We start from the raw sequence: 22,802 nt of genomic DNA, 5'->3' as shown, positions 1-22,802 counted from the left end.
GCGAATATAATTGATTTAATACGAAAGCAAAACGAAAATGAAACGAAACTACGATTCTTTCTGTTCTGCGAAGGCTTCTTTCACCGTTTCGATGAGTTCGACCTCATTTTCACGGCACAAATCGCGCAATTGCTGTGAGGGGCATCGATCAGTGATGAAGCTGTGAACCTGCGAAATATGTCCGAGACGAACGGGCGCTGCTCGCTCCAGCTTGGTTGAGTCGCTCACCAGAATGACGTGGCGCGCATTGGCGATGATCGCCTGTGCCACCTTCACTTCGCGGAAATCAAAATCCAGCAGCGCACCATCCTCATCGATTGCCGACGCGCCGATGATTGCGTAATCGACCTTGAACTGCCGAATGAAATCAACCGCCGCCTCCCCGACGATACCGCCATCGGACGCACGCACAACGCCGCCAGCAATAATGACCTCAATCTCGGGATAAACGCGCAGGGTATTGGCGACATTGATGTTGTTGGTGATGACCATCAGATTGTTATGATCAATGAGCGCGTGGCTGACAGCCTCGGTGGTCGTGCCGATATTGATGAACAGCGACGCACCATCGGGAATCATTTCAGCGGCCGCACGACCGATGAGCTCCTTTTCATGCGCTGCAATGCGGCGCCGCGCTTCATATTCCATGTTTTCCACGCCGGATGGATAAAGCGCACCACCATGAATGCGCCGTAGCAAACGCGCCTTGCACAGATCATTGAGATCCTTGCGCACCGTCTGCGGCGTTACATCGAAAACACTCGCCAGATCATCGACGAGAACCTGCCCCTGCCTGCGGGCGATATCCAGAATTGCATTGTGACGAGGGGTAAGCTGCATTTTGTTCCCGGCAACAGAATTGTTCTTATAACAGGTTCGTAATTTCGCTGTTTTGCTAAAGAAAGCAACCGCTTGATGAAAAATCAGGGAGAAACTCATTGTCTCTCCACACCGCTTGTTGATTTTTACAATCCATCAGACACACACCCTACTCTTTCTTCTGGGTGCGCATAAACCTAACTTATTCGAATTTTGAAAAATATACTCGTTTCCTCAAACAACGCGACTCCGTCAAAATGCAGCTGTTGGATAATACCGCATTTTTTGTTTGTGTATTCATGTTCGAATATTGGACAGGCCTTCATTCTGCGTTCAATTGAGTTCCATACATCTGATGGAGCTTGCAGACAACTTCCGTTCGATTTGCAGCCCCGATCTTTCGCATGATATTATGAACATGCGCTTTTACCGTGCCTTCGCTCATTCCAAGTTCAAAAGCGATAATTTTATTGGACTTTCCTACCCTGATTGCATGAACGACCTCAACCTCACGCGCAGTCAGCAGTTCCCCCAGCACATCATCATCCATATTCTGCGCCGCAGGTTTCATGAGCATGGATGCAGGCACATACATGCCACCGGCCATTGCAAGATGGATCGCTTCCACGCAAATCTTTATATCGACCGATGTTGGGATATAACCGCGCGCGCCCAGTTCCATAGCACGGAGTACCTGCTGCCACTCTTCGCGCTCAGCAAGAAGGACAACGGGTATCGGATGCCAGGCTTTGACTGTCGCCTCAATTTCGTCAGAAAAAAAAGGATCAGCAAGCCGCTTAGAACCAATATGCATGAGAACGACGATTGCGCCGTTTAACGGCATATTCTTATCGACTGCGGCATAGCTGACAACAGGCAGTTTAAACCCGTTCATCACCAGCCCATTGAAGAGGCACTCACGCTCCAGATTGCTTTTGCAGACCAGCATCAGATGAGGCTCGCTCTGCACAGGCAAACCGGCCGCATATTCTCGGTCCCTTATTCTTGCGCCGCCGATAACCGAAGTTCCATTCCCTGCCCCATCGGGGGCGGCCCATAAAGACAGTTCCCTAACTTCAAACATTGCTTTAGTTTCCCCTGTTACTCAGGTTTGCATTCAACGCAAAACACTAGGCATGACAAAAACTACGACAGTTTATTCTGGTTTTTATTGCTAATCATGATGAAGACTGGTCTAAATATTGCTATTGTTAAATAAACGTGTCATTAACTTATGTTAGCGTTTTATAAAAAAATAAGCTGACCATAAGAACGACTTCGGGAACTGAAAGTTATAAATTCTATAACTTTCGTGGGGCATAGGCGGCGGATGCAAAGTGGGAACCAAAACACCACAGCCCTCATGATTGACGGCTTGGTCAGCTTATTGGAATCGCCTCCAATTCTGGCCAAACTCAACCTGCAGGAAAAAGAAACTCTTCTGTCACTGACAATCACCGAAGCCAGTTACCCGGCCGATGCCGTCATCATCAATCAGGGTGCGTCGGTCCGCAGCATCCATCTGGTGCGTTCAGGCTGGGGATGTGTTTATCGTGACCTTTCGGGTGGCGAACGTCAGATCATCGACTTTCCGATGCGATGTGATTTTATTGGGCTGAGAACCGCTGACGGCTATAGTTACAACACGATTAAGACAATCACCCCGATGTCAGCTTACGAGATACCGCTGACGTCGCTTGGAGAAACCATCTGGAAAATGCCGCGGCTCGGCATGATCTTCATTGAAATGCTCTCAAGACAACGCGCTATGCTGGTGGAGCATCTGACCAATGTCGGATGCCGGAGCGCTTTTGTCCGCACAGCACATCTTTTGCTGGAGCTGGCAGACCGCGTACGTGCCTGCGGTATGAGCGAGGAACCGGACGCGTTTTACTGCCCCTTGACGCAATATCAGCTGGCTGATGCGCTTGGATTAACGCCAATTCATCTCAACCGCATGCTGCGCGAACTGCGCGAAGAGGGACTTTTAATATTCAAGGCGTCAAAAGTCGAAATTCTCGACAGGCCCAGGTTGGTCGAAATCGCTGAATATAACGGGGAGTTTATGCGGATGTCAGTCTTCGGCAAATCAAACTAGAGCATTTCCAGCAAAAGTGCGAAGCGGCTTTGCGTGGGATAATGCGTGAAAATAAATAGATAGGGCATTTCCAATGATCCAGTGAAAACAGGAAATGCTTGAGGGCATGTCGAAGGGGAGAAAATGGTCGGAGCGAGAGGATTCGAACCTCCGACCCCCTGATCCCAAATCAGGTGCGCTACCAGGCTGCGCTACGCTCCGCGACCATAAAACCAAGACTCTATCGTCCGGCTGTGAGCGGCTTATAGCGCCGCTCTTTTGAACCCGCAAGGGGAACATCCCGCTTTTTTTCAGCTATTTTTGCCTGTCACCTGATTAGCTGGCTTATCGATGCAAAAACAGGTGCTTCTCCTGCGCCAAAAGCCACAAAATCCGGGTTCGCAAAACCTTTGACCGTTCCATCAGAACGCGCGCCATAGATCATCGGTTTGCCATCAAATGTCGTCGTCATGCCACCTGCCGCGCGCAGAACGGCGTCACCGGCTGCCGTGTCCCACTCCATCGTCGGACCGAAGCGTGGATAAAGATCAGCCTCGCCACGTGCGATCATGCAGAATTTGAGTGATGAGCCGACAGAAACACATTTGCCACCGTGATTGCGTTTCAGAAACTCTTCTGTTTCAGGCGTCAGGTGAGAGCGGCTACAAACCACTACCTTTTCAGGCGGTGCAATGCGGACAGCAATCGGACGCCTGCTGATAATCTGATGATCGGCGGACGTCACCACTTCCTGCGCACCGTCACGGCCACCCACATAAAGCAGGTTGCGCACCGGGGCATAGACGAGGCCCAGCACCGGCACGCCATTCTCAATGAGTGCGATATTCACCGTAAAATCGCCATTACGCAGCAGATACTCACGCGTACCGTCAAGCGGATCAATCAAAAAGAATGTCTCACCCAGCTGTTCTGGCAGACGCCCTGCGGCGGCTTCTTCCTCGGCCACCACCGGAATGCCCGATGCGAAAGACGCAAGGGCAGAAAGGATAATCGCTTCTGCCGCGTGATCTGCTTCCGTTACCGGCGATTGATCCTTCTTGGAATGAACCGCACAGCCATCCGTGTAATGTTTGATAATGACACGACCAGCCTCAAGGGCTGTATCCTCAAGTACTTTGAGCAAAGCTTTGCTGTTTGGATCGGCTTTGGGGAAGGTTGCTGTTGTCATTTCTCAAATCGACCAGGAATCACTGCCATAGCTGCCGATCACACCGCGCTCGGCCAGATACTTTTCCACCTCCGCAACGAGTTCGTCAATGTCGCGACCTGCGGTGTGAAGATGCAGCTCCGGCGAAAACGGCGCTTCATAGGGCGAATCGATGCCGGTGAAAGCCTTGATCTCGCCACGCAGAGCCTGCGCATAAAGCCCCTTTGGATCACGCGCCATGCATTCTTCAATCGGCGTATCGACAAAGATTTCGATGAATTCACCATCATTCAAGCGCGAACGCACGCGGTCACGTTCGAAGCGGAACGGCGAAATGAATGAAACCAACGTGATCAGCCCGGCATCGGCCATAAGCCCCGCGACCTCGCCAACGCGGCGGATATTCTCGGCCCGGTCTTCATCAGAGAAGCCAAGATCGCTGTTAAGGCCATGACGGACATTATCGCCATCCAGCAAATAGGTGTGCTTGCCCAACGCATGAAGCCGCTGTTCAAGCCGGTTGGCAATGGTGGATTTGCCCGATGCTGACAGGCCCGTGAACCAAAGTACCGCAGGTTTCTGAAATTTCTGTGCTGCACGCGCCTGTTTATCAAGATCGAAAGCCTGCAAATGCACATTGGTTGCCTGACGCAGCGCCTCTTTGATCATACCAGCGCCCACCGTCGCATTGGTGAGACGATCAATCAGCACGAAAGCACCCGTCACGCGGTTGTCCGAATAGGGGTCGAAAGCAATCTGATCCGCTGTTTGAAGATGGCAAAGACCAACTTCATTCAAATCAAGCCGTGTCGCCTCTTCTCGCGCGAAACTATTCACATCGGTGCGATATTTAATCTCGCTGATCGTCACCGGCGTCTGGTCGGTTTCGGTGCGCAGCAGATAGGAGCGCCCTGGCTGCAAGACTTCTTCGCCAAACCAGACGATATTGGCACTGAAACGGTCGGCCACTTCCGGGCGCGATTCTGCACCCACAAGCATGTTGCCGCGAGAGACTTCGATCTCGTCTTCCAGCACAATCGTAACCGCCTGCCCTTCGGTTGCACGGGCCAAGTCGCCGTCATAGGTGGCAATGCGTTTCACCTTCGATTGCTTACCCGACTTTGCGACCACGACCGTATCGCCTTCAGCAATCGAACCCGAGGCAACGGTGCCGGAAAAGCCCCGGAAATCAAGGTTTGGCCGGTTCACATATTGCACCGGAAAGCGAAAAGGCTTGCCGACTGCATCCCCATCAAGACGCACCGTTTCCAGATGTTCGAGCAGATACGGCCCTTCATACCAATGGATTCGTGGGGAATGGCTGCTGACATTATCGCCAAAGCGTGCCGAGAGCGGTATTGCCTGAATGCTGGCAAAGCCCAAATCTTTGGCGAAACTCATATAATCAGCGACAATGCTGGCAAAAGCGCTTTGCGAGAAATCAACCAGATCGATCTTGTTGACCGCCACCACGATATGCCGGATGCCCAACAGCGAAGCAATGAAGCTGTGACGGCGTGTCTGTGTCAACACGCCCTGCCGTGCATCGATCAGCACCACCGCCAGATCAGCGGTTGACGCGCCCGTCGCCATGTTGCGCGTATATTGCGCATGGCCTGGCGTATCAGCCACGATGAATTTGCGGCGCGGCGTTGAGAAAAAGCGATAGGCCACATCGATGGTGATGCCCTGCTCGCGTTCGGCTTCCAGACCATCGACCAGCAGCGCGAAGTCAAAGTCGTCGTCGGTGGTGCCGAATTTGCGGCTGTCATTTTTCAGCGTCGCCAGCTGATCCTCAAAGATCAGCTTGGTGTCATAAAGCAACCGCCCGATCAGCGTGGATTTGCCATCATCGACCGAACCGCAGGTCAGAAAACGGAGCAGCGTCTTGCGTTCCTGATCGGCGAGAAAATCGCTCACAGCTGCACTTGTTACAGAAGACTCTAATAAGGCGTTCATCAGAAATAGCCCTCGCGCTTCTTCTTTTCCATGGAACCCGCTTCATCGCGATCAATGGCGCGGCCCTGACGCTCGGATGTACGGGCGATCAGCATTTCTTCAACGATGTCAGAAAGATTGGTGGCACGTGATTCAATCGCGCCCGTCAGCGGATAACAGCCAAGTGTGCGGAAGCGTACCAGCCGTTCCTCGACCGTTTCGCCGGGGCGCAAAGTCATGCGGTCATCATCAAGTTTGATCAACATGCCGTCGCGCTCGACCACAGGGCGCTTTGCTGCAAAATAGAGCGGCACAATCGGGATATTTTCCTGCAAAATATACTGCCAGATATCGAGCTCGGTCCAGTTGGAAAGCGGGAAAACGCGGATCGATTCACCCTTTGCAATGCGGGTATTGTAGATCTTCCACATTTCCGGCCGCTGGTTCTTCGGGTCCCAGCCGTGCTGCATATTGCGGAATGAAAAAATGCGCTCCTTGGCGCGCGACTTTTCCTCATCGCGGCGCGCACCGCCAAAGGCGGCATCAAACTTGTATTTATCGAGAGCCTGACGGAGACCAACCGTCTTCATGATGTGGGTATGAACGTTTGATCCGTGCGTGAAGGGGCCAACACCATCGCGAACGCCATCTTCATTGATGTGCACAAGCAGCTCAAAACCCTTTTCGCGCGCCTGCGCATCGCGAAATTCGATCATTTCGCGAAATTTCCAGGTCGTGTCGACATGCAAAAAGGGAAATGGCGGAGGCGCGGGATAGAATGCCTTCATCGCCAGATGCAGCATAACGGAGGAATCCTTGCCCACCGAATAAAGCATGACCGGATTTTCAAAGGTCGCGGCAACTTCGCGAAAAATATGAATTGCTTCTGCTTCCAGGCGCTGAAGATGCGTCAGGTTTTTGGTCAGGGATGCATGATGCACGTCTGTTTCTCCCGGGAAACCGGCTTAATCTTAAATAAACTGGCGGGAGGATGGCGCGAGCCTTGGTCCGGCGCAGATGTGGCTAAGCCACTGTGAGCGCATTGTCGTGAAAGACAGAACAAAAGGAAAAGTATGCTATCGCGTATTGCGAGGGCGTTAAGCGAAAACGTGCCTGTTTTAAGCCCGTTGGAGGAAGAAACTTGCGCTGAAGCGAAAAGTCAAATCCTGGCTCAAGTTACGGAAAATACTACAAATTTTATAGTATTAAGCTAAATTCTGAAGGGCATGAACATCCTTCGGACCAAACCGCCGAAGGATTAAGAGCCGTTATAGAAGACCAAAAGTGCGTGCCTTGGCTACGGCCTGCACCTTGTTGACCGCAACAAGTTTGGAGAGAACATTGCTGATATGAAAATTGACTGTTCGGGTCGAGATGCTGAGAATTGTTCCGATAATCTCGGCGGTCTTGCCTTCGCTTGTCCAACGCAGAATTTCACGTTCGCGCGCGGTGAGATTAACCTCGCCTACACAATTGATGCTTGGCACATCAAGATGCTCATACATAGCGAGATGGAGAAGATTGGCAACGACCTGCATCTGTCTGCGCAGCATGGAGACCTCACCTTCTGAAAGTGAAGGCTTTTCCCGCAGAAATGTGAGAATCCCAAAAACGCCCTGCGCTGCCCAGCTTGGCTGCGAAATAGCCGACCGCAGACCAAACTCCTGCGCGTCCGCCCATATCTGGGGTGCTTCCGCAAACAGCCTTTGCGACCATACCAGCGGTTCAATGCTGTTCATTCCACGGCGCACAACGGGATCAATTTCGACGTATTTCTTTAAAGCATAATGTTTCTGCCAAGCCATTGGCGTCGTCTCATAGCGTATCCAGCGCGAAATGCTATCAAGAGACGGTACGCACATTGCATAAGACACGTAGGAAAAGCCCAACTGTGCTGCATAGGACTTGATATGCTCGAACAAATCATCCGCACTATCAGATGACTGAAGCGTGTCGTAAAAAACTTCGCAATTCATAGCTGGAATCCTAATATTGTTTCGATGAACCGGATTATTCACGTGAATTTTATTCAAGCAGGCACATTCTGGGCCGAATGGATCGGCCAGGAAAAACAAATATCAATTTTTTTAGGATTCTATGGCGCCGGAACCCGTATGTGTGTTTATAGACCACAATACCGTAAGCCACCTGTTCAACATAACATATGATTCTCGGACCATCTACCTATAAATATTATAATATCCTAAGATAATAACATAAAACAATTATTTATTACAGATATTATCGGACTTTAGTAAATACAAATACAAATATTACGCATCGCAAGATCTAAATTAGTATATCTTTAATATATGCGGAAAAAACCTTCTCAAGGAGAATTCCATTCTAATTGAAACAGAGATTCTCGATAAATCCTTTAATTTTAAGCATAATTTTATCGCACCTCGTTTCACTCCAAAAAGAATTATGCTCTCGTTTAACGAGATGGATGTAGGGTCATTTGCTTAAATATGGGGAGACAGGGTGAAGGAAATGCTTTTCGTTTTCGAGATTTCTTGACAAACGAGCCGAGCAGATAGACCAGAATCTCCGAACATAAAAAGGAACTGATGCTCTTCTGCATCAGGCCGCTCGACCTAGATTAGAATGGCTTCAATCTGATTGGAGTAATTAAGCACTTTAATCATTTATTTTAACGCGCATCTTTCCCGAAATGCGCATCACTTTGAAGCAACTCTCTGCGCTCATTTCGGGTTCGAAGTCATTCCTGTTTTGATTGAAACATTGGAAATGCGCTAGGCTGCCGCTTCAACCGGCTCCGGTGCCTGACCGGGAATGTAATTGAGGATCGGGCCAAGCCAGCGCTCGACCTCCTCAACGCTCATGCCCTTGCGGTTCGCATAATCTTCGACCTGATCACGTTCCACCTTTGCAACACCGAAATAGTAGCTTTCCGGGTGGCCGATATAGAGGCCTGACACAGATGACCCCGGCCACATGGAATAGCTTTCCGTCAACTCGACACCAGTTTGAGCCGTTGCATCGAGCAGTTCGAACAGCGTCTTCTTTTCGGTATGGTCAGGCTGTGCCGGATAGCCCGGTGCCGGACGAATACCCGCATAACGCTCGTGGATCAGATCGTCATTCGACAGATCTTCACCCGGCGCATAGCCCCAGAACTCGTTACGAACGCGCTGGTGCATCAGTTCGGCAAAGGCTTCGGCGAAACGGTCAGCCAGTGCTTTGACAAGAATGGACGAATAATCGTCATTCGCGCGTTCAAAGCGTTCGGCAATTGCCACTTCCTCAATGCCTGCCGTGACGACGAAGCCGCCGACATAATCCTGCTTGCCGCTATCGGCAGGGGCCACAAAATCGGACATGGCGACATTCGGACGGCCATCGCGTTTTGATAATTGCTGGCGCAATGTGAAGAAGGTGGCTAACTCTTCCTTGCGACTTTCATCGGTAAAGAGACGGATATCATCACCCACCGTATTGGCAGGCCAGAAACCGATTATGCCACGCGGTGCAAACCACTTCTCATCGATGATCTTTGCAAGCATGGCCTGCGCATCCGCCCATAGCTGACGCGCTGCTTCGCCCTGTTTTTCATCTTCAAGAATGGCGGGATAACGGCCCTTCATCTCCCATGTCTGGAAGAATGGCGTCCAGTCGATATAACGCGCAATCTCTGCGAGATCATAGTTCTCGAAGGTCTTGGTGCCAAGGAAGGTCGGCTTTGGCGGCGTGTAGTTGTCCCAGTCGAGCTTGTGGGCGTTTTCGCGTGCGCGAGCCAGCGGCAGACGCTTCTTTTCCGCCTCGTTGCGGGCGTGCGCGGCTGCGACCTTGGCATATTCAGCACGAATACCTTCAACATAGGCATCCTTGTTTTCAGGCGACAGCAGATTGGAGACAACGCCCACTGCGCGGCTGGCATCAATCACATAGACCGCCTGTCCCTGCTCATAACGCGGATGGATTTTTACCGCCGTATGCACACGGCTGGTCGTAGCGCCACCGATCAAAAGCGGCACATTGAAGCCTTCGCGTTCCATTTCAGCCGCCACATGCACCATCTCATCCAGCGATGGTGTAATCAGCCCGGAAAGGCCGATCACATCGACATTTTCCGCCTTTGCAGTTTCGAGGATTTTCTGCGCTGGCACCATCACGCCGAGATCAATGATCTCGTAATTGTTGCAGGCGAGGACCACGCCGACAATGTTCTTGCCGATGTCATGCACGTCGCCCTTCACGGTAGCCATCAGCACCTTACCGGCGCTCTGGCGACCTTCACCACCGCTCAGGCGCTTTTCTTCTTCCATGTAAGGCAAAAGCACAGCCACTGCCTGCTTCATCACGCGAGCGGATTTAACCACCTGCGGCAGGAACATCTTGCCCGAACCGAACAGATCGCCAACCACATTCATCCCAGCCATCAGCGGGCCTTCGATAACATGCAGCGGACGTGCAGCCGCCTGCCGCGCTTCTTCGGTATCGGCTTCGATATATTCGGTAATGCCGTTGACCAGCGCATGTTCAAGACGTTTCTCAACCGGCCATTCGCGCCAGCTTAAATCCTGAGCCTTGGCCTCCTTGGTTCCGCTATCGCGAAAACGCTCAGCGATTTCGAGCAGTCGCTCCGTTGCGTCATCGCGGCGGTTCAGCACCACATCTTCGCAGGCTTCACGCAATTCGGGATCAATCGTGTCATAGACCGCCAGCTGACCCGCATTGACGATGCCCATATCCATGCCAACCTGAATGGCATGATAAAGGAAGACGGCGTGCATTGCTTCGCGCACCGGCTCATTGCCGCGGAACGAGAAAGACAGGTTTGAGACGCCGCCCGAAATATGGACGTGCGGCAAGGTCTCGGTAATCTTGCGCGTGGCTTCGATGAAATCGACGCCATAATTATTGTGCTCGTCTATGCCGGTCGCAACCGCAAAGACGTTCGGATCGAAGATGATGTCTTCGGGCGGGAAGCCCACCTGCTCGGTCAAAATCTTATAAGCGCGGGTACAGATTTCGACCTTGCGCTCTTCCGTGTCCGCCTGTCCGGTTTCGTCAAATGCCATGATGACAACTGCCGCACCGTAAGCACGCACCAAACGCGCATGATGCAGGAAGGCTTCTTCGCCTTCTTTGAGCGAAATCGAATTGACGATGGGCTTGCCCTGAACGCATTTCAGGCCAGCTTCAATCACGTCCCACTTAGAGCTGTCGATCATCACCGGCACGCGCGCAATATCCGGCTCTGCCGCAATCAGGTTGAGATATTCAACCATGATTCGCTGCGAGTCGATCAGACCTTCATCCATGTTGATGTCGATGATCTGCGCGCCGTTTTCCACCTGATCACGCGCCACATCAAGCGCTGTCGAATAATCGCCCGCCTTGATCAGCTTACGGAAACGGGCCGAGCCCGTGACGTTGGTGCGCTCGCCAACATTAACGAAAGGAATATCCTTGGTCAGCGTGAAAGGCTCAAGGCCCGACAGGCGCATCAGTGGCGGCACCTTGACCGGCTTGCGTGGTGGATGCTTGGCAACAGCTGCGGCAATTGCGCGGATATGATCCGGCGTTGAACCGCAGCACCCGCCCACCACATTGACGAGACCTACGCGCGCAAAATCTTCGATTTGGGCTGCCATGGCTTCCGGGCTTTCGTCATACTGGCCGAATTCATTCGGTAGACCAGCATTCGGATAGGCACAGACAAATGTATCGGCAATGCCAGCAATTTCTGCGAGATGTTCGCGCATCGCATTGGCGCCAAGCGCGCAATTCAACCCAATGGTGAAAGGCTTGGCATGGCGCAATGAATACCAGAACGCCGTTGGCGTCTGGCCCGAAAGTGTGCGTCCTGAAAGATCGGTGATCGTGCCGGAAATCATCACCGGCAGATGCACGCCCTTCTCAAGGAACACTTCTTCGGCTGCAAAAACCGCAGCCTTGGCGTTGAGCGTATCGAAGATCGTTTCAATCAGAATAATGTCGGCGCCGCCATCAATCAGTCCGCGGATCTGATCGGCATAGGCAAGGCGCAGATCATCGAAAGTGACCGCACGATAGCCGGGATTGTTGACATCCGGTGACAGCGATGCAGTCCGGTTTGTGGGCCCCAAGGCACCAGCAACAAAGCGGCGGCGACCGTCTTTTTGCTGCGCACGAATTGCTGCGCGACGTGCCAAGCGCGCGCCATCACGGTTCAGCTCATAGACGGCATCTTCCATGCCATAATCAGCCTGCGCGATCGTCGTCGAAGAAAATGTATTGGTTTCAAGAATATCAGCGCCAGCCATGGCATAAGCATAGTGAATTTCTTCAATCGCCTTTGGCTGGGTGAGTGTCAGAAGGTCGTTGTTACCCTGAAGCTGGCAATCGCAGGCGCCGAAGCGCTCGCCGCGAAAATGCTCTTCGTGAAAGCCTAACCCTTGAATCTGCGTACCCATGGCCCCGTCGAGAATCAGAATGCGCTCACTTGCGGCCTGGGTCAGCGCAGCAAGCACTTCCGAACCGTCCGGCTTTGCTGCCGTTGAACCAAAAAGATTATCAAGGGAAGACGTCATAGGGGATTACCGCCTGTATTCTGATACGATTCATCGCTACAACACCACCCGAAATCCGCAAAGGATTTTCTGAAAACGCGATGCGCAGATTGCTTTCTTGGGCGCATGCCTGATCGCTCTGAGCGAACGGGCCGCATATAAGAACCGCTTAATGACATAAACATATCTTTATGTCAATTATGACGGCGCGCTTTGAGCGAACGTGTCCACCTTCACCGAACTGTTGCCAGCTTGAAGAAAAAGTGAGTTTTGTGAGCCACCTACCCGCCACATTGCGGGAGCAAAATCACGTCAGGGACGTTGATAAAAGCCACTTTATCAGGGAGAAACCGATGAAGAAATTTGCATCTTCCTTTTTCGCAGCATGTCTGTCACTCGGCATAGGCGTGCCTGGTGTAACTGCAAGCGCCAATGCTGCGCAACCAACAACACTTACAGCCCCAGCCGTCAGCCATGGTGCACAGGCTCCAATCGAGAATGTTCAATATTACGATTATCGTGGAGACCGCCGTCATTGGCGACACCATCACCCGCGTTATCGGGATGGATACAGGCCGCATTACCGGAATTGGGGGCCACCACCGCCACGCTACCGTCATCACCCACCGCGCTATCGCCCGGCACCAGTCTATCGCGGCGGCGGCAATGCGCATGTACGCTGGTGCTATAACCGTTATCGGTCTTATCGGGCTTACGACAATACGTTCCAGCCCAATTACGGCCCACGCCGCCAGTGCTACTCACCATATATCTAAACAAAGAAGCCCCGGAAATCCGGGGCTTTTTATGAGCATATATCGCAAAAATCAGGTTACGAAAGCACCAATCGAAGCAGCGACGAGACCGATGGCGATAGCGATCATGACGCCATAAACGCGCGGCTTATCAAAAAGCACGGCAAAGGCAGAGAACCAGCCCACCACCGCCGCACCCAGTGCGAAAAGAAAGCCGGGCTTGTCGCCATGATAAAGATTGGCTGCCATCAGCGCGCCGACAATCAGCGCACCAAAAACGATCATCAGCCCTGTGGCATAGCGTTCGTAATCGTCCATCTCAAATTCCTCGTTCCGATCACATCAAACGCGCGCCGGAAGGTATTGCTCAATCATCTGGCCATTTAAAGACATGACCCATGGTCGCGCCCATGGCGGCTGTTTCCACACAATCATTATTTGCTGCGTTCTTCAACCATTTCGCAACACCATCCGCAGCAATTGTTGCGAATTATGCTATATCGTTGTTCATGGATTCGACCGGTATCAACATATTCGACACGCCTATCGGCCCGTGTGGCATGGCCTGGCATGAGGGCAAAATAATCGGCGTGGAAATCGGCGATGCCGATGAAAACGAAACGCGTTATCGGCTTCAGTCGCGCTTTTCGGATACAGAGGTATCCAACCCGCCCCCTTATGTCGCGGAAACTATCGATAAGGTTCGTGTGCTGCTTGAAGGTGGCGATCCAGACTTTTCGCAAACGCCGCTGGCGCTTGATTCTGTGCCGGACCTCAACCGAAAAGTCTATGAAATCCTGCTGAAACTGAAAGCGGGTGAGACCATCACCTATGGCGCAATCGCACGCAGGCTTGGCGATGTCAGTCTTTCGCAGGCCGTTGGCTATGCGCTTGGCAAAAATCCATTTCCGATCATTGTGCCCTGCCATCGGGTTTTGGGGTCCAATGGCAAGATCGGCGGCTTTTCGGCTGCTGGAGGCACAGTGACCAAGCTGCGTCTGCTCAATATCGAACGCGCCAGAACATCGCTCGAACCAGACTTGTTTGGTGGCCTGCCGTTGCAGGCACCACCGCAGATTGATTAACTCTTGTCGCTCACAATATCGGCAGAAAAACGCAGTTCACGCATCGGGCGCACATATTGCGTGGCTGCGTCGTAGGTCGGATGGTTTTTATAAGCGAAAAGCGCTTCTTCATCCTTGAACTCGGCATAAACAACGAGGTCAATCGCGTTGCCCATCGGGTCTACCTTCGAATTCGGCAGAACTTCAAATACGTCCGAATAAGGAATGGTGCCCAACTGCTCCAGACCCTTACGGACGGTTTCGACATCCTGATCAGGCTTAACGCTGAAGAAAACAATGTGGCGGATCACGTCATGTCTCCAAAAATTATTGACGCGTATCTACCTCATCAAGCCGACAAGCAAAACCACAAAACGCTTATGCCTGCGATTTAACACGCCGCCAGGCGAATCCACCCTCCTGCTGCACCGAACCGCGACCGGGTTGATAATAGCCGGGCGTATCCACAAGTCGCTGTTCGCCAAGGCGGGTTTGTGCGACTTTGTTGGTCACTTGCAGACTGTCAAAACCCGTGCGCAGCATAAGAGCTGCCTGATCGATCAACACGTCGCCCGTTGCACGCAATTCACCCGCAAAACCTGCGCGGCGCAAAACCTCTGCTTTTGAGTAAGAGCGACCATCGTTGAAAGCTGGAAATTGCAGGGCAATCACCGGCAGACTATCGAGACGATCAAGCAGTGGCTCGATCTTCTCGCCCGGCGTAACCAAAACACCAATGCGGCGATTGGAGGCGCGAAGCAGTTCTTCATCAAGCCCCAGCCAGATGGCCAGAGGGATGATGATTGCGGGTGCATCGCCTGCGGCTTCAAGATCATCCGCAAAAATATAATGGTCTTCACGAAAGCCCTGCTCGGACCAAAGTTTGGTTTCGCTCATTTCTGGTCCAAAGCTCCAAGGTTTTTCAAGCTGTCCGTGAGGCCGGTCAGATGGATGCCGCATTCGGTCTTTTCCGATCCAGCCCAGCGTCCGGCGCGCTGATCTTCACCATCATTGACTGGACGTGTGCAGGGCATGCAGCCGATGGACCGATAGCCCTGTTCTGTCAGCGGATGCACAGGAAGGTCATGGGATTGCGCATAGGCACGCAAATCGTCCGAACTCATGCGCGCAAGCGGATTGATGCGAATGCGCGAGCCGACCGATTCAAAAACCGGCAAAGCATTGCGGGTCGAAGCCTGAAACTGCTTCCGGCCCGTCATCCATGCACGATAAGGGGCGACCGCGCGCGCCATCGGCTCCACCTTGCGAATGAAGCAGCAGCGATCCTTATCCGTCATCGACAATGCGCCGAACGGATCATCCGCTTTCACGCTTTCCTCAAGCGGCAGAATATCCTGCACATCGAGAAGACCCAGACGCTCTGCAAGATCATGCCGATAATCAAGCGTTGCGCGAAAATGCTTGCCCGTATCGAGAAACAGAACCGGGATGGCCGGATCAACCTTAGAAATCATGTGCAGCAGCACAGCCGATTCCGCACCAAACGATGAAACGACAGCAATTCCGCCTTCGAACAATTCTCGCATGCTGAGCGCAATCACCTCCTGCGGGGTCGAAGCGCCATGGCTTGCCTCCAGCAAACGGGCCTGCGCCTGAGCACGTTCATCCGCATCAAGCTGCACGGCTCACCTCGCCATAGAGCGCGCGTTTGAACGGCTCCATACCAACACGGCGATAGGCAGCGATAAAGGTTTCATCCGCATTTTCACGAAGCCCAAGATAGGTATCGACAACGGTTTCAATCGCATCGACCACTTCTTCGGATGAGAAGCCGCGTCCAGTAATGTCGCCAATCGACGTATGCTCATCGCCGGAACCGCCAAGCGTGATCTGATAAAGTTCTTCGCCCTTCTTCTCAACGCCCAGAATACCGATATGGCCGACATGGTGATGACCACAGGCATTGATGCAGCCGGAAATCTTGATCTTGAGATCACCGATTTCAAGCTGTCGCTGCTGATCCCCAAAGCGCTCTGAAATACGCTGCGCGACGGGAATCGACCGCGCATTGGCCAGCGCACAATAATCGAGGCCGGGGCAGGCAATAATATCGGTGATCAGACCGGCATTGGCCGTCACCAGACCATCCGATTGCAACAGATCATAGACGGCCGGCAAATCAGCCTTGGCCACATGCGGCAGAACCAGATTCTGCTCATGGCTGACGCGGATTTCATCAGCCGAATAGGTCTGCGCAATATCCGCCACCAACTCCATCTGCTCAGCGCTGGCATCGCCCGGAATCCCACCAATCGGTTTCAGCGAAATCGTGACGACGGCATAATCCGGGTTCTTGTGCGGGGTAACATTGCGCTGTGTCCAGGCGGCAAAATCTGCATCCGCCTTTTGCGTGACCGCCAGTATTTCCCAGCCTTCGGGACGCTGCGGCAGATCCGGCATCCGGAAATAGCTTTCAATCGCATCGATATCGCGCTGCGGCAGCCGCAAATCACTGTAACGGATCTGTTCCCATTCAGCGTTAATCTCCTGAACCAGCGGCTCGACGCCTGTTTCATGCACGAGGATTTTGATGCGGGCCTTATATTTATTATCGCGGCGACCATAGAGATTATAGACGCGGACAATCGCCGTCACATAGGTCAGCATGTCTTCGACCGGCAGAAAATCGCGGATTTTCTTCGCGACCATTGGCGTGCGCCCCTGCCCGCCGCCAATATAGACGGCGAGGCCAAGTTCACCCGCTTCATTCTTTTTAAGCTGCAAGCCGATGTCATGCACCTGAATGGCCGCACGATCATGTTCGGAGCCAACAATCGCAATTTTAAACTTACGCGGCAGATAGGAAAATTCCGGATGCAGCGACGACCACTGACGCAGAATTTCTGCAAAGGGGCGCGGATCGGCAACTTCGTCGGCAGCAGCACCCGCAAAATGATCAGCGGTCACATTACGAATGCAATTGCCGGAAGTCTGGATTGCGTGCATTTCGACTTCGGCAAGCTCTTCGAGAATTTGCGGCACATCTTTCAGGGCTGGCCAGTTGTACTGAACATTCTGACGGGTCGTGAAATGGGCAAAACCCCGATCATAATCCCGCGCAATGGAGCCAAGCCGGCGCAGCTGGCGGCTCGACAATGTGCCGTAAGGGATCGCAACACGCAGCATATAGGCATGCAATTGCAGATAAAGACCGTTCATCAAACGCAGCGGCTTGAACTGATCTTCCGTCAATTCGCCAGAAAGGCGACGCCCGACCTGATCCTTGAACTGTGCAACACGGGCCGCAACAAAATCGCGGTCAAATTCATCATAACGATACATAGTGATTTCCGATATTCAGATCAGGAAGCAATTTTCAGTGATGGCTGACCAAGCGTAATAATGGTGGGGCCGGAGAGCCGGATGCGCTCGCGCAGGCGAATGGGATAAAGCCCTTCGTCGCGCTCTTCGACATCAATCACATTCACATCGACAACCAGATTGGCTTTCGCGGCAACCTTACCCGCTTCTTCAAGCGCTGAGACGGCTTCCGCGTGGCGCGCAACCAGCGCACCTTCAATGGTTTCCTGCCATGATCCGTCAGCGCCAAGCCACACGGCCTGTCCATCAATGAGCCGGTTTGCGGTGAGAACTTTTACAACCATTTTCCCAACTCCTGATTTAAGCTGCCACTGGCACAGGCTTCCGCGCCAATGCTTCTGCTTTGTCGATAGCGGCACCTGCAACAGCATCGCCGATGATAACCATGACTGGACCTGCAAGCTCTTTGCGCTCTTCCAGCGATGGCAGATCTTTCAATGTTCCATGGAACAGCCGCTTATCCTTCCGGCTGGCATTCTCAACAACAGCCACCGCCGTGTCTTCATGCAGACCCGCAGAGATCAGACGGCTTGCAACCGAGGCTGCAACCGTTGCTCCCATATAGACGGCGATTGTTGCGCCTGAGACTGCAAGCTTGGCCCAGCCCGGCAGCACATCACCTGCCATATCGTGCCCAGTCGTGAACACCAGTGAGGAGGCCACACCACGCAGGGTGAGCGGCAGTTCCATATCGGCAGCGGCTGCGAAAGCAGACGTTATGCCCGGCACGATTTCAAAGCCGATACCAGCTGAACGCAATGCTGCCATTTCTTCGCCCGCACGACCAAAAACCAGCGGATCGCCTGCTTTGAGACGCACTACACGCTTGCCTTCACGGCCAAGTTTCACCAGCAGTTCATTGATCTCGCTCTGGCTCTTGGAATGGCACCCCTTGCGCTTGCCAACTGAAAGGCGTTCCGCATCGCGGCGGCCCATGGCGATTACGCCTTCCGGCACCAGTGCGTCATGCACAATGACATCGGCTTCCATCAGAACGCGGTGTGCGCGCAGGGTCAGCAGATCTTCTGCACCCGGACCAGCACCAACCAGCCAGACATAACCGGCAGCATGTTCTCTTTGCTCAATTAATTCATTTGCAGCTTTATAGGCTTCCTCGCGGTCGCCATTTTCAACAGCACGCGCAACGGAACCGGAAAAGAACCCGCGCCAGAAACTGCGGCGTGCCAGGCCTTTTGGTAAAATCTTTTCGACCAGCGGACGCCAGCTTTCGGCAAAATGCGCCAGTTCACCAAGGCGTGGTGAAAAGGCCGCATCAATGCGCGCACGCACCATCTGCGCCAGAACCGGAGCCGAGCCTTCGGTGCCAATGGCAATTGCAATCGGCGCACGGTTGACGATGGCAGGGGTCAGAAAATCGCAGAGTGCCGGACGATCAACAACATTGACCGGGATTTTTTGCGCCTTCGCTTGTGCTGCAATTGCGCGATCCTGAGACTCGCTACCCGTGGCAACAAAAACCAGCTTCGCGCCCTCAAGCAGATCAGCGCTGAAAGATTGAGAAACATGTTCCGAACTGTGGCTTTCGATAAAGCTCGCTAAGGCTGGTTCAAGCTCTTGCGCAATGATGCGCAAACGAGCGGACGTCTGGGCCACGAGCCGTGCTTTGTTGAGCGCTTCTTCGCCACCACCGACGACAACAACCACCTCTTCCGAAACACGGAAGAAAGCAGGAAAATCAGCCAGAAGTCGTTGGGACGAAAGAGCCACAGCAGTATCCTTTTTAAGACTGCTGGCATTATCCCCGGACTGCTTAGAATTTATAAGAAACGGGCTTGCGCGCGCAAATCACGCGGAGCATCACTTTTTCTCAAAAAACAGATTTTGAGGATTTTAATTCCTAAAAGCTGCAAATTATATCCCATAATTTTTGTAGGATTTACATTGACTTAGCGATACGTGCCGGATGTGAAGAAGGCAGGAATATGCTTTGGCCAGCGTCGTGGAAGCACGGCGACGAGATCAAAGCGTAACGATAATTGTGCGTAGTCTTTTTGGCGTTGCAGCCACATATCGGCAGCGGCCTCAATCCGGCGCATGGCCTGCGGCGTAACGGCAAGTTGCGCTGCTTCAACGCTGTTCCGCGCTTTAACTTCAACAATGAGAATAAGGTTGCCGCGTCGGGCTATCAGATCGATCTCGCCAAGCCGCGTGCGATAGCGGCGCGCCACGATGCGAAAGCCTTTGAGCATGAGCGCAAGAGCGGCCAGCCGCTCGGCGCTGTGTCCGCGAAAGAAAGCCATGCGCTTTTTCTCGCGGAACTCACTCATCAGCCCTGCGCCTTCAACTGCATCAGACGCTGATAAAGAACCGACTTCTGCCCGCCGGTCATTTTTGCCGCTTCACCTGCCGCTTTCGATGGTGGCAATTCCTGCACGAGCGACAGAAGCAGCTTGTCGATGTCTTCTTCACTCTGCGGACCAGCCTCGCCAGAAGGTGGGCCAACCAGCAGCACGACTTCACCGCGAATACGGTCTTCGCCATCAAATTGCTGTTTCAACTCACCAAGCGTCGCCGTGACAATGGTTTCATAGGCTTTGGTCAGTTCGCGACAAAGAGCTGCTTCACGCGCATCGCCAAAAACCTCTGCCATATCGGCAAGCGTTGTCGCCGTGCGGTTGGGCGATTCGTAGAAAACAAGCGTGGTCTCGATATTTTTGAGGCTTTCGAGCTTGGCGGTCTTCTGACCGTGTTTGACCGGCAGAAAGCCGCAAAACATGAAAGAATCTGTCGGCAGGCCGGACGCGGCGAGTGCTGCAAGAAGCGCAGATGCACCCGGAACAGGCACCACGCGGATACCCGCCTCGCGAGCCTCGCCGACAAGTCGGAAGCCCGGATCGGAAACCAGCGGTGTGCCTGCATCGGACACCAGCGCAACACTTTTTCCGCTTTCAAGGGCTGCGATCAGCTTTGCGCCTGCCTCAGCAGCATTATGCTCATGGTAGCTGATCGGACGGCGCGAAATGCCGTAGCGATCAAGCAGCACACGGGTCACACGTGTGTCTTCACAGGCCACAATGTCGGCACTTGCCAGCACTTCCAGCCCGCGCAGCGTCATGTCGCCAAGATTACCAATCGGGGTCGAGACGATATAGAGCGCGGGTTCGATCGGACGCGCACGCTGGGCAGTGCCACCGACGACAAATTCGCGTTTCTGTTCGTCCAAAAATTCACTCATCTAATTTCCTAAGCCGCCAAATCCGCCACAAGCGCATCAAGCACCAGCGCACCATCCGGCGTTGCACGGATGAAGCTACCATCCATTTTTTCGATCATGCCCGATGCGATCAGTCGTTCAAGGCGTTTGCGATCAATATCATGGCCTGTCAGACCCTGATAACGCGCAAGATCAATGCCTTCGCGCAACCGCAAGCCCATCATCAGAAACTCATCGCCCTGCGGTCCGCCATCGAGATGTTCTTCCTCGACAATACCGTGGCCATGGGTTGCCACTTTTTCCAGCCATGTTTCAGGATGCTTTTCTGTCATTGTGACCGTGCGCAAGCCGTTTTCGATAAAGCGGCCATGTGCACCGGGACCAATGCCGACATATTGTCCATAGCGCCAGTAGACCAGATTGTGCTGCGACTCGCGCCCCGGCACCGCATGGTTTGAAATCTCATAGGCCGGAAGACCATGTTCCGCTGTGATCTTTTGCGTTTCTTCGTAAAGAGCAGCCGCATGATCCGGGTCCGGCGTGGTGAGCTTGCCCGCCTTCCAGAGATTATAAAACTGCGTGCCTTCTTCAATCGTCAGCTGGTAGAGCGAGAGATGATCGGCAGCCAGACCAATGGCTTCTTTCAGCTCCTCACGCCAGGCTTCAATCGTCTGATTGGGCCGCGCATAGATGAGATCGAAAGACAGACGCGGGAAAATTTCACGCGCAAGCCGGATTGCGGCCTTGGCCTCTTCAACCGAATGCATACGCCCAAGACGGCGCAGATCAGGATCATTGAGCGCCTGAATGCCAAGCGAGACACGATTGACGCCCGCAGCACGATAGCCACGGAAACGATCAGCCTCCACGCTTGTCGGATTGGCCTCCAGTGTCACTTCAATATCAGGCGCGACAGTCCAGCGCGACGCAATGCCATCAAGCAGGCTGCCAACCGTCGAGGGCTGCATCAGCGACGGCGTACCGCCGCCCAAAAAGATGCTGGTGACGGTGCGCGGGCCTGTGCGGGCACGCAATGTGTCCATCTCACGATTGAAAGCTTCCGCAAAGCGTGGCTGATCAACCGGCTGATGGCGCACATGACTGTTAAAGTCGCAATAGGGACATTTGGCCAGACAAAATGGCCAGTGCAGATAAACGCCAAACGCCGTTTCTCCATCTGCACGTGCTATCGGCAGAATATTCGCTGAAGCGTCAGGTGGAGAAAAATGATGGTTCATTCAACCGTATCCGAAACAACGCCGAGCGCCTTTTCAGCAAACAGCTTGAAAGCACGCGCACGATGCGAAAGGGCTGACGCATCACCCGGCTTCCAGCCATGCTTTTCGTCAGCCGTCATTTCACCAAAGGTCTTCTCATAACCTTCCGGCTTGAAGACCGGATCATAGCCAAAGCCAATATCGCCGCGTGGCGGCCAGATCAGTGTGCCTTCGACTTCACCACGATAATATTGTGCTTCACCATCCGGCCATGCAAGGCAGATCACTGAAACAAAGCGCGCCTTGCGATCGGCAGGCGTGAGAGCACCCTTCTCCTGCAAAAGATCTTCGACCTTGCGCATCGCCATGTTAAAATCACGCGTGCCGTCTTCGGTTTCAGCCCAATCAGCGGTGTAAACGCCGGGTTCACCATCCAGCGCATCAACCATCAGGCCGGAATCATCAGACAATGACGGCAGACCAGTGGCTTTTGCCGCAGCAAGCGCCTTGATATAGGCATTCTGCTCGAAGGTTGTGCCGGTTTCTTCCGGCTCAGGAAGGCCGAGAGCCGCAACAGAGCTGACCTCGAAGCCAAACGGGGCAATCAGTCCATCAAACTCGCGCAGCTTACCTGCATTGTGCGATGCAACGATCAGTTTGCCTTTTTCGAGGTTTCTCATTTCAGTTCTACCTTTTTACGCATGATCTTATCCGAAAACCGGATGCCAC

21 protein-coding genes and 1 tRNA gene are annotated in these 22,802 nt (G+C 53.2%); 3 read left to right on the top strand and 19 right to left on the bottom strand.

All coding sequences use genetic code 11. The annotated features are described in order from the left end of the window. Window positions 1–48 precede the first annotated feature (48 nt). Window positions 49–840, bottom strand: a complete 792-nt coding sequence (locus tag ABE527_RS01610; protein WP_265982765.1) for a DeoR/GlpR family DNA-binding transcription regulator — start codon at window positions 838–840, stop codon at window positions 49–51. A gap of 301 nt (window positions 841–1,141) precedes the next feature. Next, window positions 1,142–1,903: a response regulator transcription factor gene (locus ABE527_RS01605; RefSeq protein ID WP_265982764.1), complete on the bottom strand. Its 762-nt coding sequence runs from the start codon at window positions 1,901–1,903 to the stop codon at window positions 1,142–1,144. A gap of 246 nt (window positions 1,904–2,149) precedes the next feature. Here ABE527_RS01605 and ABE527_RS01600 point away from each other — a divergent pair, with 246 nt between their 5' ends. Beyond that, on the top strand, window positions 2,150–2,917 hold the full coding sequence (locus tag ABE527_RS01600) for a Crp/Fnr family transcriptional regulator (RefSeq protein ID WP_499693340.1): 768 nt from the start codon (window positions 2,150–2,152) through the stop codon (window positions 2,915–2,917). Window positions 2,918–3,041: 124 nt separating this feature from the next. On the opposite strand, the gene ABE527_RS01595 is transcribed toward ABE527_RS01600, so the two are convergent. The 6 genes from ABE527_RS01595 to metH all read right to left on the bottom strand — a co-directional run bounded on the left by ABE527_RS01595 (window position 3,042) and on the right by metH (window position 12,541). Beyond that, window positions 3,042–3,118, bottom strand: a tRNA-Pro gene (locus tag ABE527_RS01595). Window positions 3,119–3,224: 106 nt separating this feature from the next. Beyond that, window positions 3,225–4,085, bottom strand: coding sequence for a 3'(2'),5'-bisphosphate nucleotidase CysQ (gene cysQ / locus ABE527_RS01590; protein WP_499695881.1), 861 nt, complete (start codon window positions 4,083–4,085; stop codon window positions 3,225–3,227). Window positions 4,086–4,088: 3 nt separating this feature from the next. Further along, on the bottom strand, window positions 4,089–6,023 hold the full coding sequence (cysN, locus tag ABE527_RS01585) for a sulfate adenylyltransferase subunit CysN (protein WP_499695880.1): 1,935 nt from the start codon (window positions 6,021–6,023) through the stop codon (window positions 4,089–4,091). Beyond that, a complete protein-coding gene (gene cysD, locus ABE527_RS01580) occupies window positions 6,023–6,943 on the bottom strand; it encodes a sulfate adenylyltransferase subunit CysD (RefSeq protein WP_499695879.1) in 921 nt (306 codons plus the stop codon). Before cysD ends, cysN begins: the two co-directional genes overlap by 1 nt. 327 nt (window positions 6,944–7,270) lie before the next feature. Continuing rightward, entirely contained in the window at window positions 7,271–7,978 is a 708-nt protein-coding gene (locus ABE527_RS01575; RefSeq protein ID WP_499695878.1) for a LuxR family transcriptional regulator, read from the bottom strand. Window positions 7,979–8,758: 780 nt separating this feature from the next. Beyond that, the gene (metH, locus tag ABE527_RS01570) at window positions 8,759–12,541 is read right to left on the bottom strand and encodes a methionine synthase (protein ID WP_499695877.1); all 3,783 of its coding nucleotides are present in this window, start codon (window positions 12,539–12,541) and stop codon (window positions 8,759–8,761) included. Window positions 12,542–12,873: 332 nt separating this feature from the next. On the opposite strand from metH, the gene ABE527_RS01565 reads away from it, so the two are divergent. Then, window positions 12,874–13,296: a BA14K family protein gene (locus tag ABE527_RS01565; RefSeq protein WP_265982754.1), complete on the top strand. Its 423-nt coding sequence runs from the start codon at window positions 12,874–12,876 to the stop codon at window positions 13,294–13,296. Window positions 13,297–13,347: 51 nt separating this feature from the next. Here ABE527_RS01565 and ABE527_RS01560 read toward each other — a convergent pair whose 3' ends face one another. Continuing rightward, the gene (locus ABE527_RS01560) at window positions 13,348–13,593 is read right to left on the bottom strand and encodes a hypothetical protein (protein WP_134153770.1); all 246 of its coding nucleotides are present in this window, start codon (window positions 13,591–13,593) and stop codon (window positions 13,348–13,350) included. A 191-nt stretch (window positions 13,594–13,784) separates the two neighbouring features. Here ABE527_RS01560 and ABE527_RS01555 point away from each other — a divergent pair, with 191 nt between their 5' ends. Beyond that, window positions 13,785–14,360: a methylated-DNA--[protein]-cysteine S-methyltransferase gene (locus ABE527_RS01555; protein WP_265983826.1), complete on the top strand. Its 576-nt coding sequence runs from the start codon at window positions 13,785–13,787 to the stop codon at window positions 14,358–14,360. Here ABE527_RS01555 and ABE527_RS01550 read toward each other — a convergent pair. The 10 genes from ABE527_RS01550 to rdgB all read right to left on the bottom strand — a co-directional run bounded on the left by ABE527_RS01550 (window position 14,357) and on the right by rdgB (window position 22,753). Continuing rightward, window positions 14,357–14,650 (bottom strand): Dabb family protein, encoded by a 294-nt coding sequence (locus ABE527_RS01550; RefSeq protein ID WP_499695876.1) that lies wholly within the window; start codon window positions 14,648–14,650, stop codon window positions 14,357–14,359. The genes ABE527_RS01555 and ABE527_RS01550 overlap by 4 nt on opposite strands. Window positions 14,651–14,717: 67 nt before the next feature. Further along, on the bottom strand, window positions 14,718–15,236 hold the full coding sequence (locus tag ABE527_RS01545) for a DUF934 domain-containing protein (RefSeq protein WP_265982749.1): 519 nt from the start codon (window positions 15,234–15,236) through the stop codon (window positions 14,718–14,720). Further along, on the bottom strand, window positions 15,233–15,982 hold the full coding sequence (locus tag ABE527_RS01540; RefSeq protein ID WP_499695875.1) for a phosphoadenylyl-sulfate reductase: 750 nt from the start codon (window positions 15,980–15,982) through the stop codon (window positions 15,233–15,235). The genes ABE527_RS01545 and ABE527_RS01540 overlap by 4 nt, the downstream gene beginning before the upstream one ends. Further along, window positions 15,972–17,642 carry a nitrite/sulfite reductase gene (locus tag ABE527_RS01535; protein ID WP_499695874.1) on the bottom strand — a complete coding sequence of 557 codons (1,671 nt, stop codon included), beginning with the start codon at window positions 17,640–17,642 and terminating at the stop codon, window positions 15,972–15,974. The genes ABE527_RS01540 and ABE527_RS01535 overlap by 11 nt, the downstream gene beginning before the upstream one ends. Window positions 17,643–17,662: 20 nt before the next feature. Further along, the gene (locus ABE527_RS01530; protein ID WP_265982744.1) at window positions 17,663–17,965 is read right to left on the bottom strand and encodes a DUF2849 domain-containing protein; all 303 of its coding nucleotides are present in this window, start codon (window positions 17,963–17,965) and stop codon (window positions 17,663–17,665) included. A gap of 16 nt (window positions 17,966–17,981) precedes the next feature. Continuing rightward, window positions 17,982–19,409 (bottom strand): siroheme synthase CysG, encoded by a 1,428-nt coding sequence (gene cysG, locus ABE527_RS01525; protein ID WP_499695873.1) that lies wholly within the window; start codon window positions 19,407–19,409, stop codon window positions 17,982–17,984. Window positions 19,410–19,588: 179 nt separating this feature from the next. Continuing rightward, window positions 19,589–19,969, bottom strand: coding sequence for a YraN family protein (locus ABE527_RS01520; RefSeq protein ID WP_499695872.1), 381 nt, complete (start codon window positions 19,967–19,969; stop codon window positions 19,589–19,591). Further along, window positions 19,969–20,877, bottom strand: coding sequence for a 16S rRNA (cytidine(1402)-2'-O)-methyltransferase (rsmI, locus tag ABE527_RS01515; RefSeq protein ID WP_499695871.1), 909 nt, complete (start codon window positions 20,875–20,877; stop codon window positions 19,969–19,971). Before rsmI ends, ABE527_RS01520 begins: the two co-directional genes overlap by 1 nt. Before the next feature lie 8 nt (window positions 20,878–20,885). Further along, the gene (gene hemW, locus ABE527_RS01510; protein WP_499695870.1) at window positions 20,886–22,094 is read right to left on the bottom strand and encodes a radical SAM family heme chaperone HemW; all 1,209 of its coding nucleotides are present in this window, start codon (window positions 22,092–22,094) and stop codon (window positions 20,886–20,888) included. Next, on the bottom strand, window positions 22,091–22,753 hold the full coding sequence (gene rdgB / locus ABE527_RS01505) for an RdgB/HAM1 family non-canonical purine NTP pyrophosphatase (RefSeq protein WP_499695869.1): 663 nt from the start codon (window positions 22,751–22,753) through the stop codon (window positions 22,091–22,093). Before rdgB ends, hemW begins: the two co-directional genes overlap by 4 nt. Window positions 22,754–22,802 lie beyond the last annotated feature (49 nt).

Source organism: Brucella sp. TWI432 (assembly GCF_039674445.1).
In the GTDB taxonomy this organism is placed as follows: Bacteria; Pseudomonadota; Alphaproteobacteria; order Rhizobiales; family Rhizobiaceae; genus Brucella; species Brucella chromiisoli.
The sequence above is the reverse complement of the archived record's forward strand: the minus strand, read 5'-3'. Positions and strand labels throughout refer to the sequence as shown.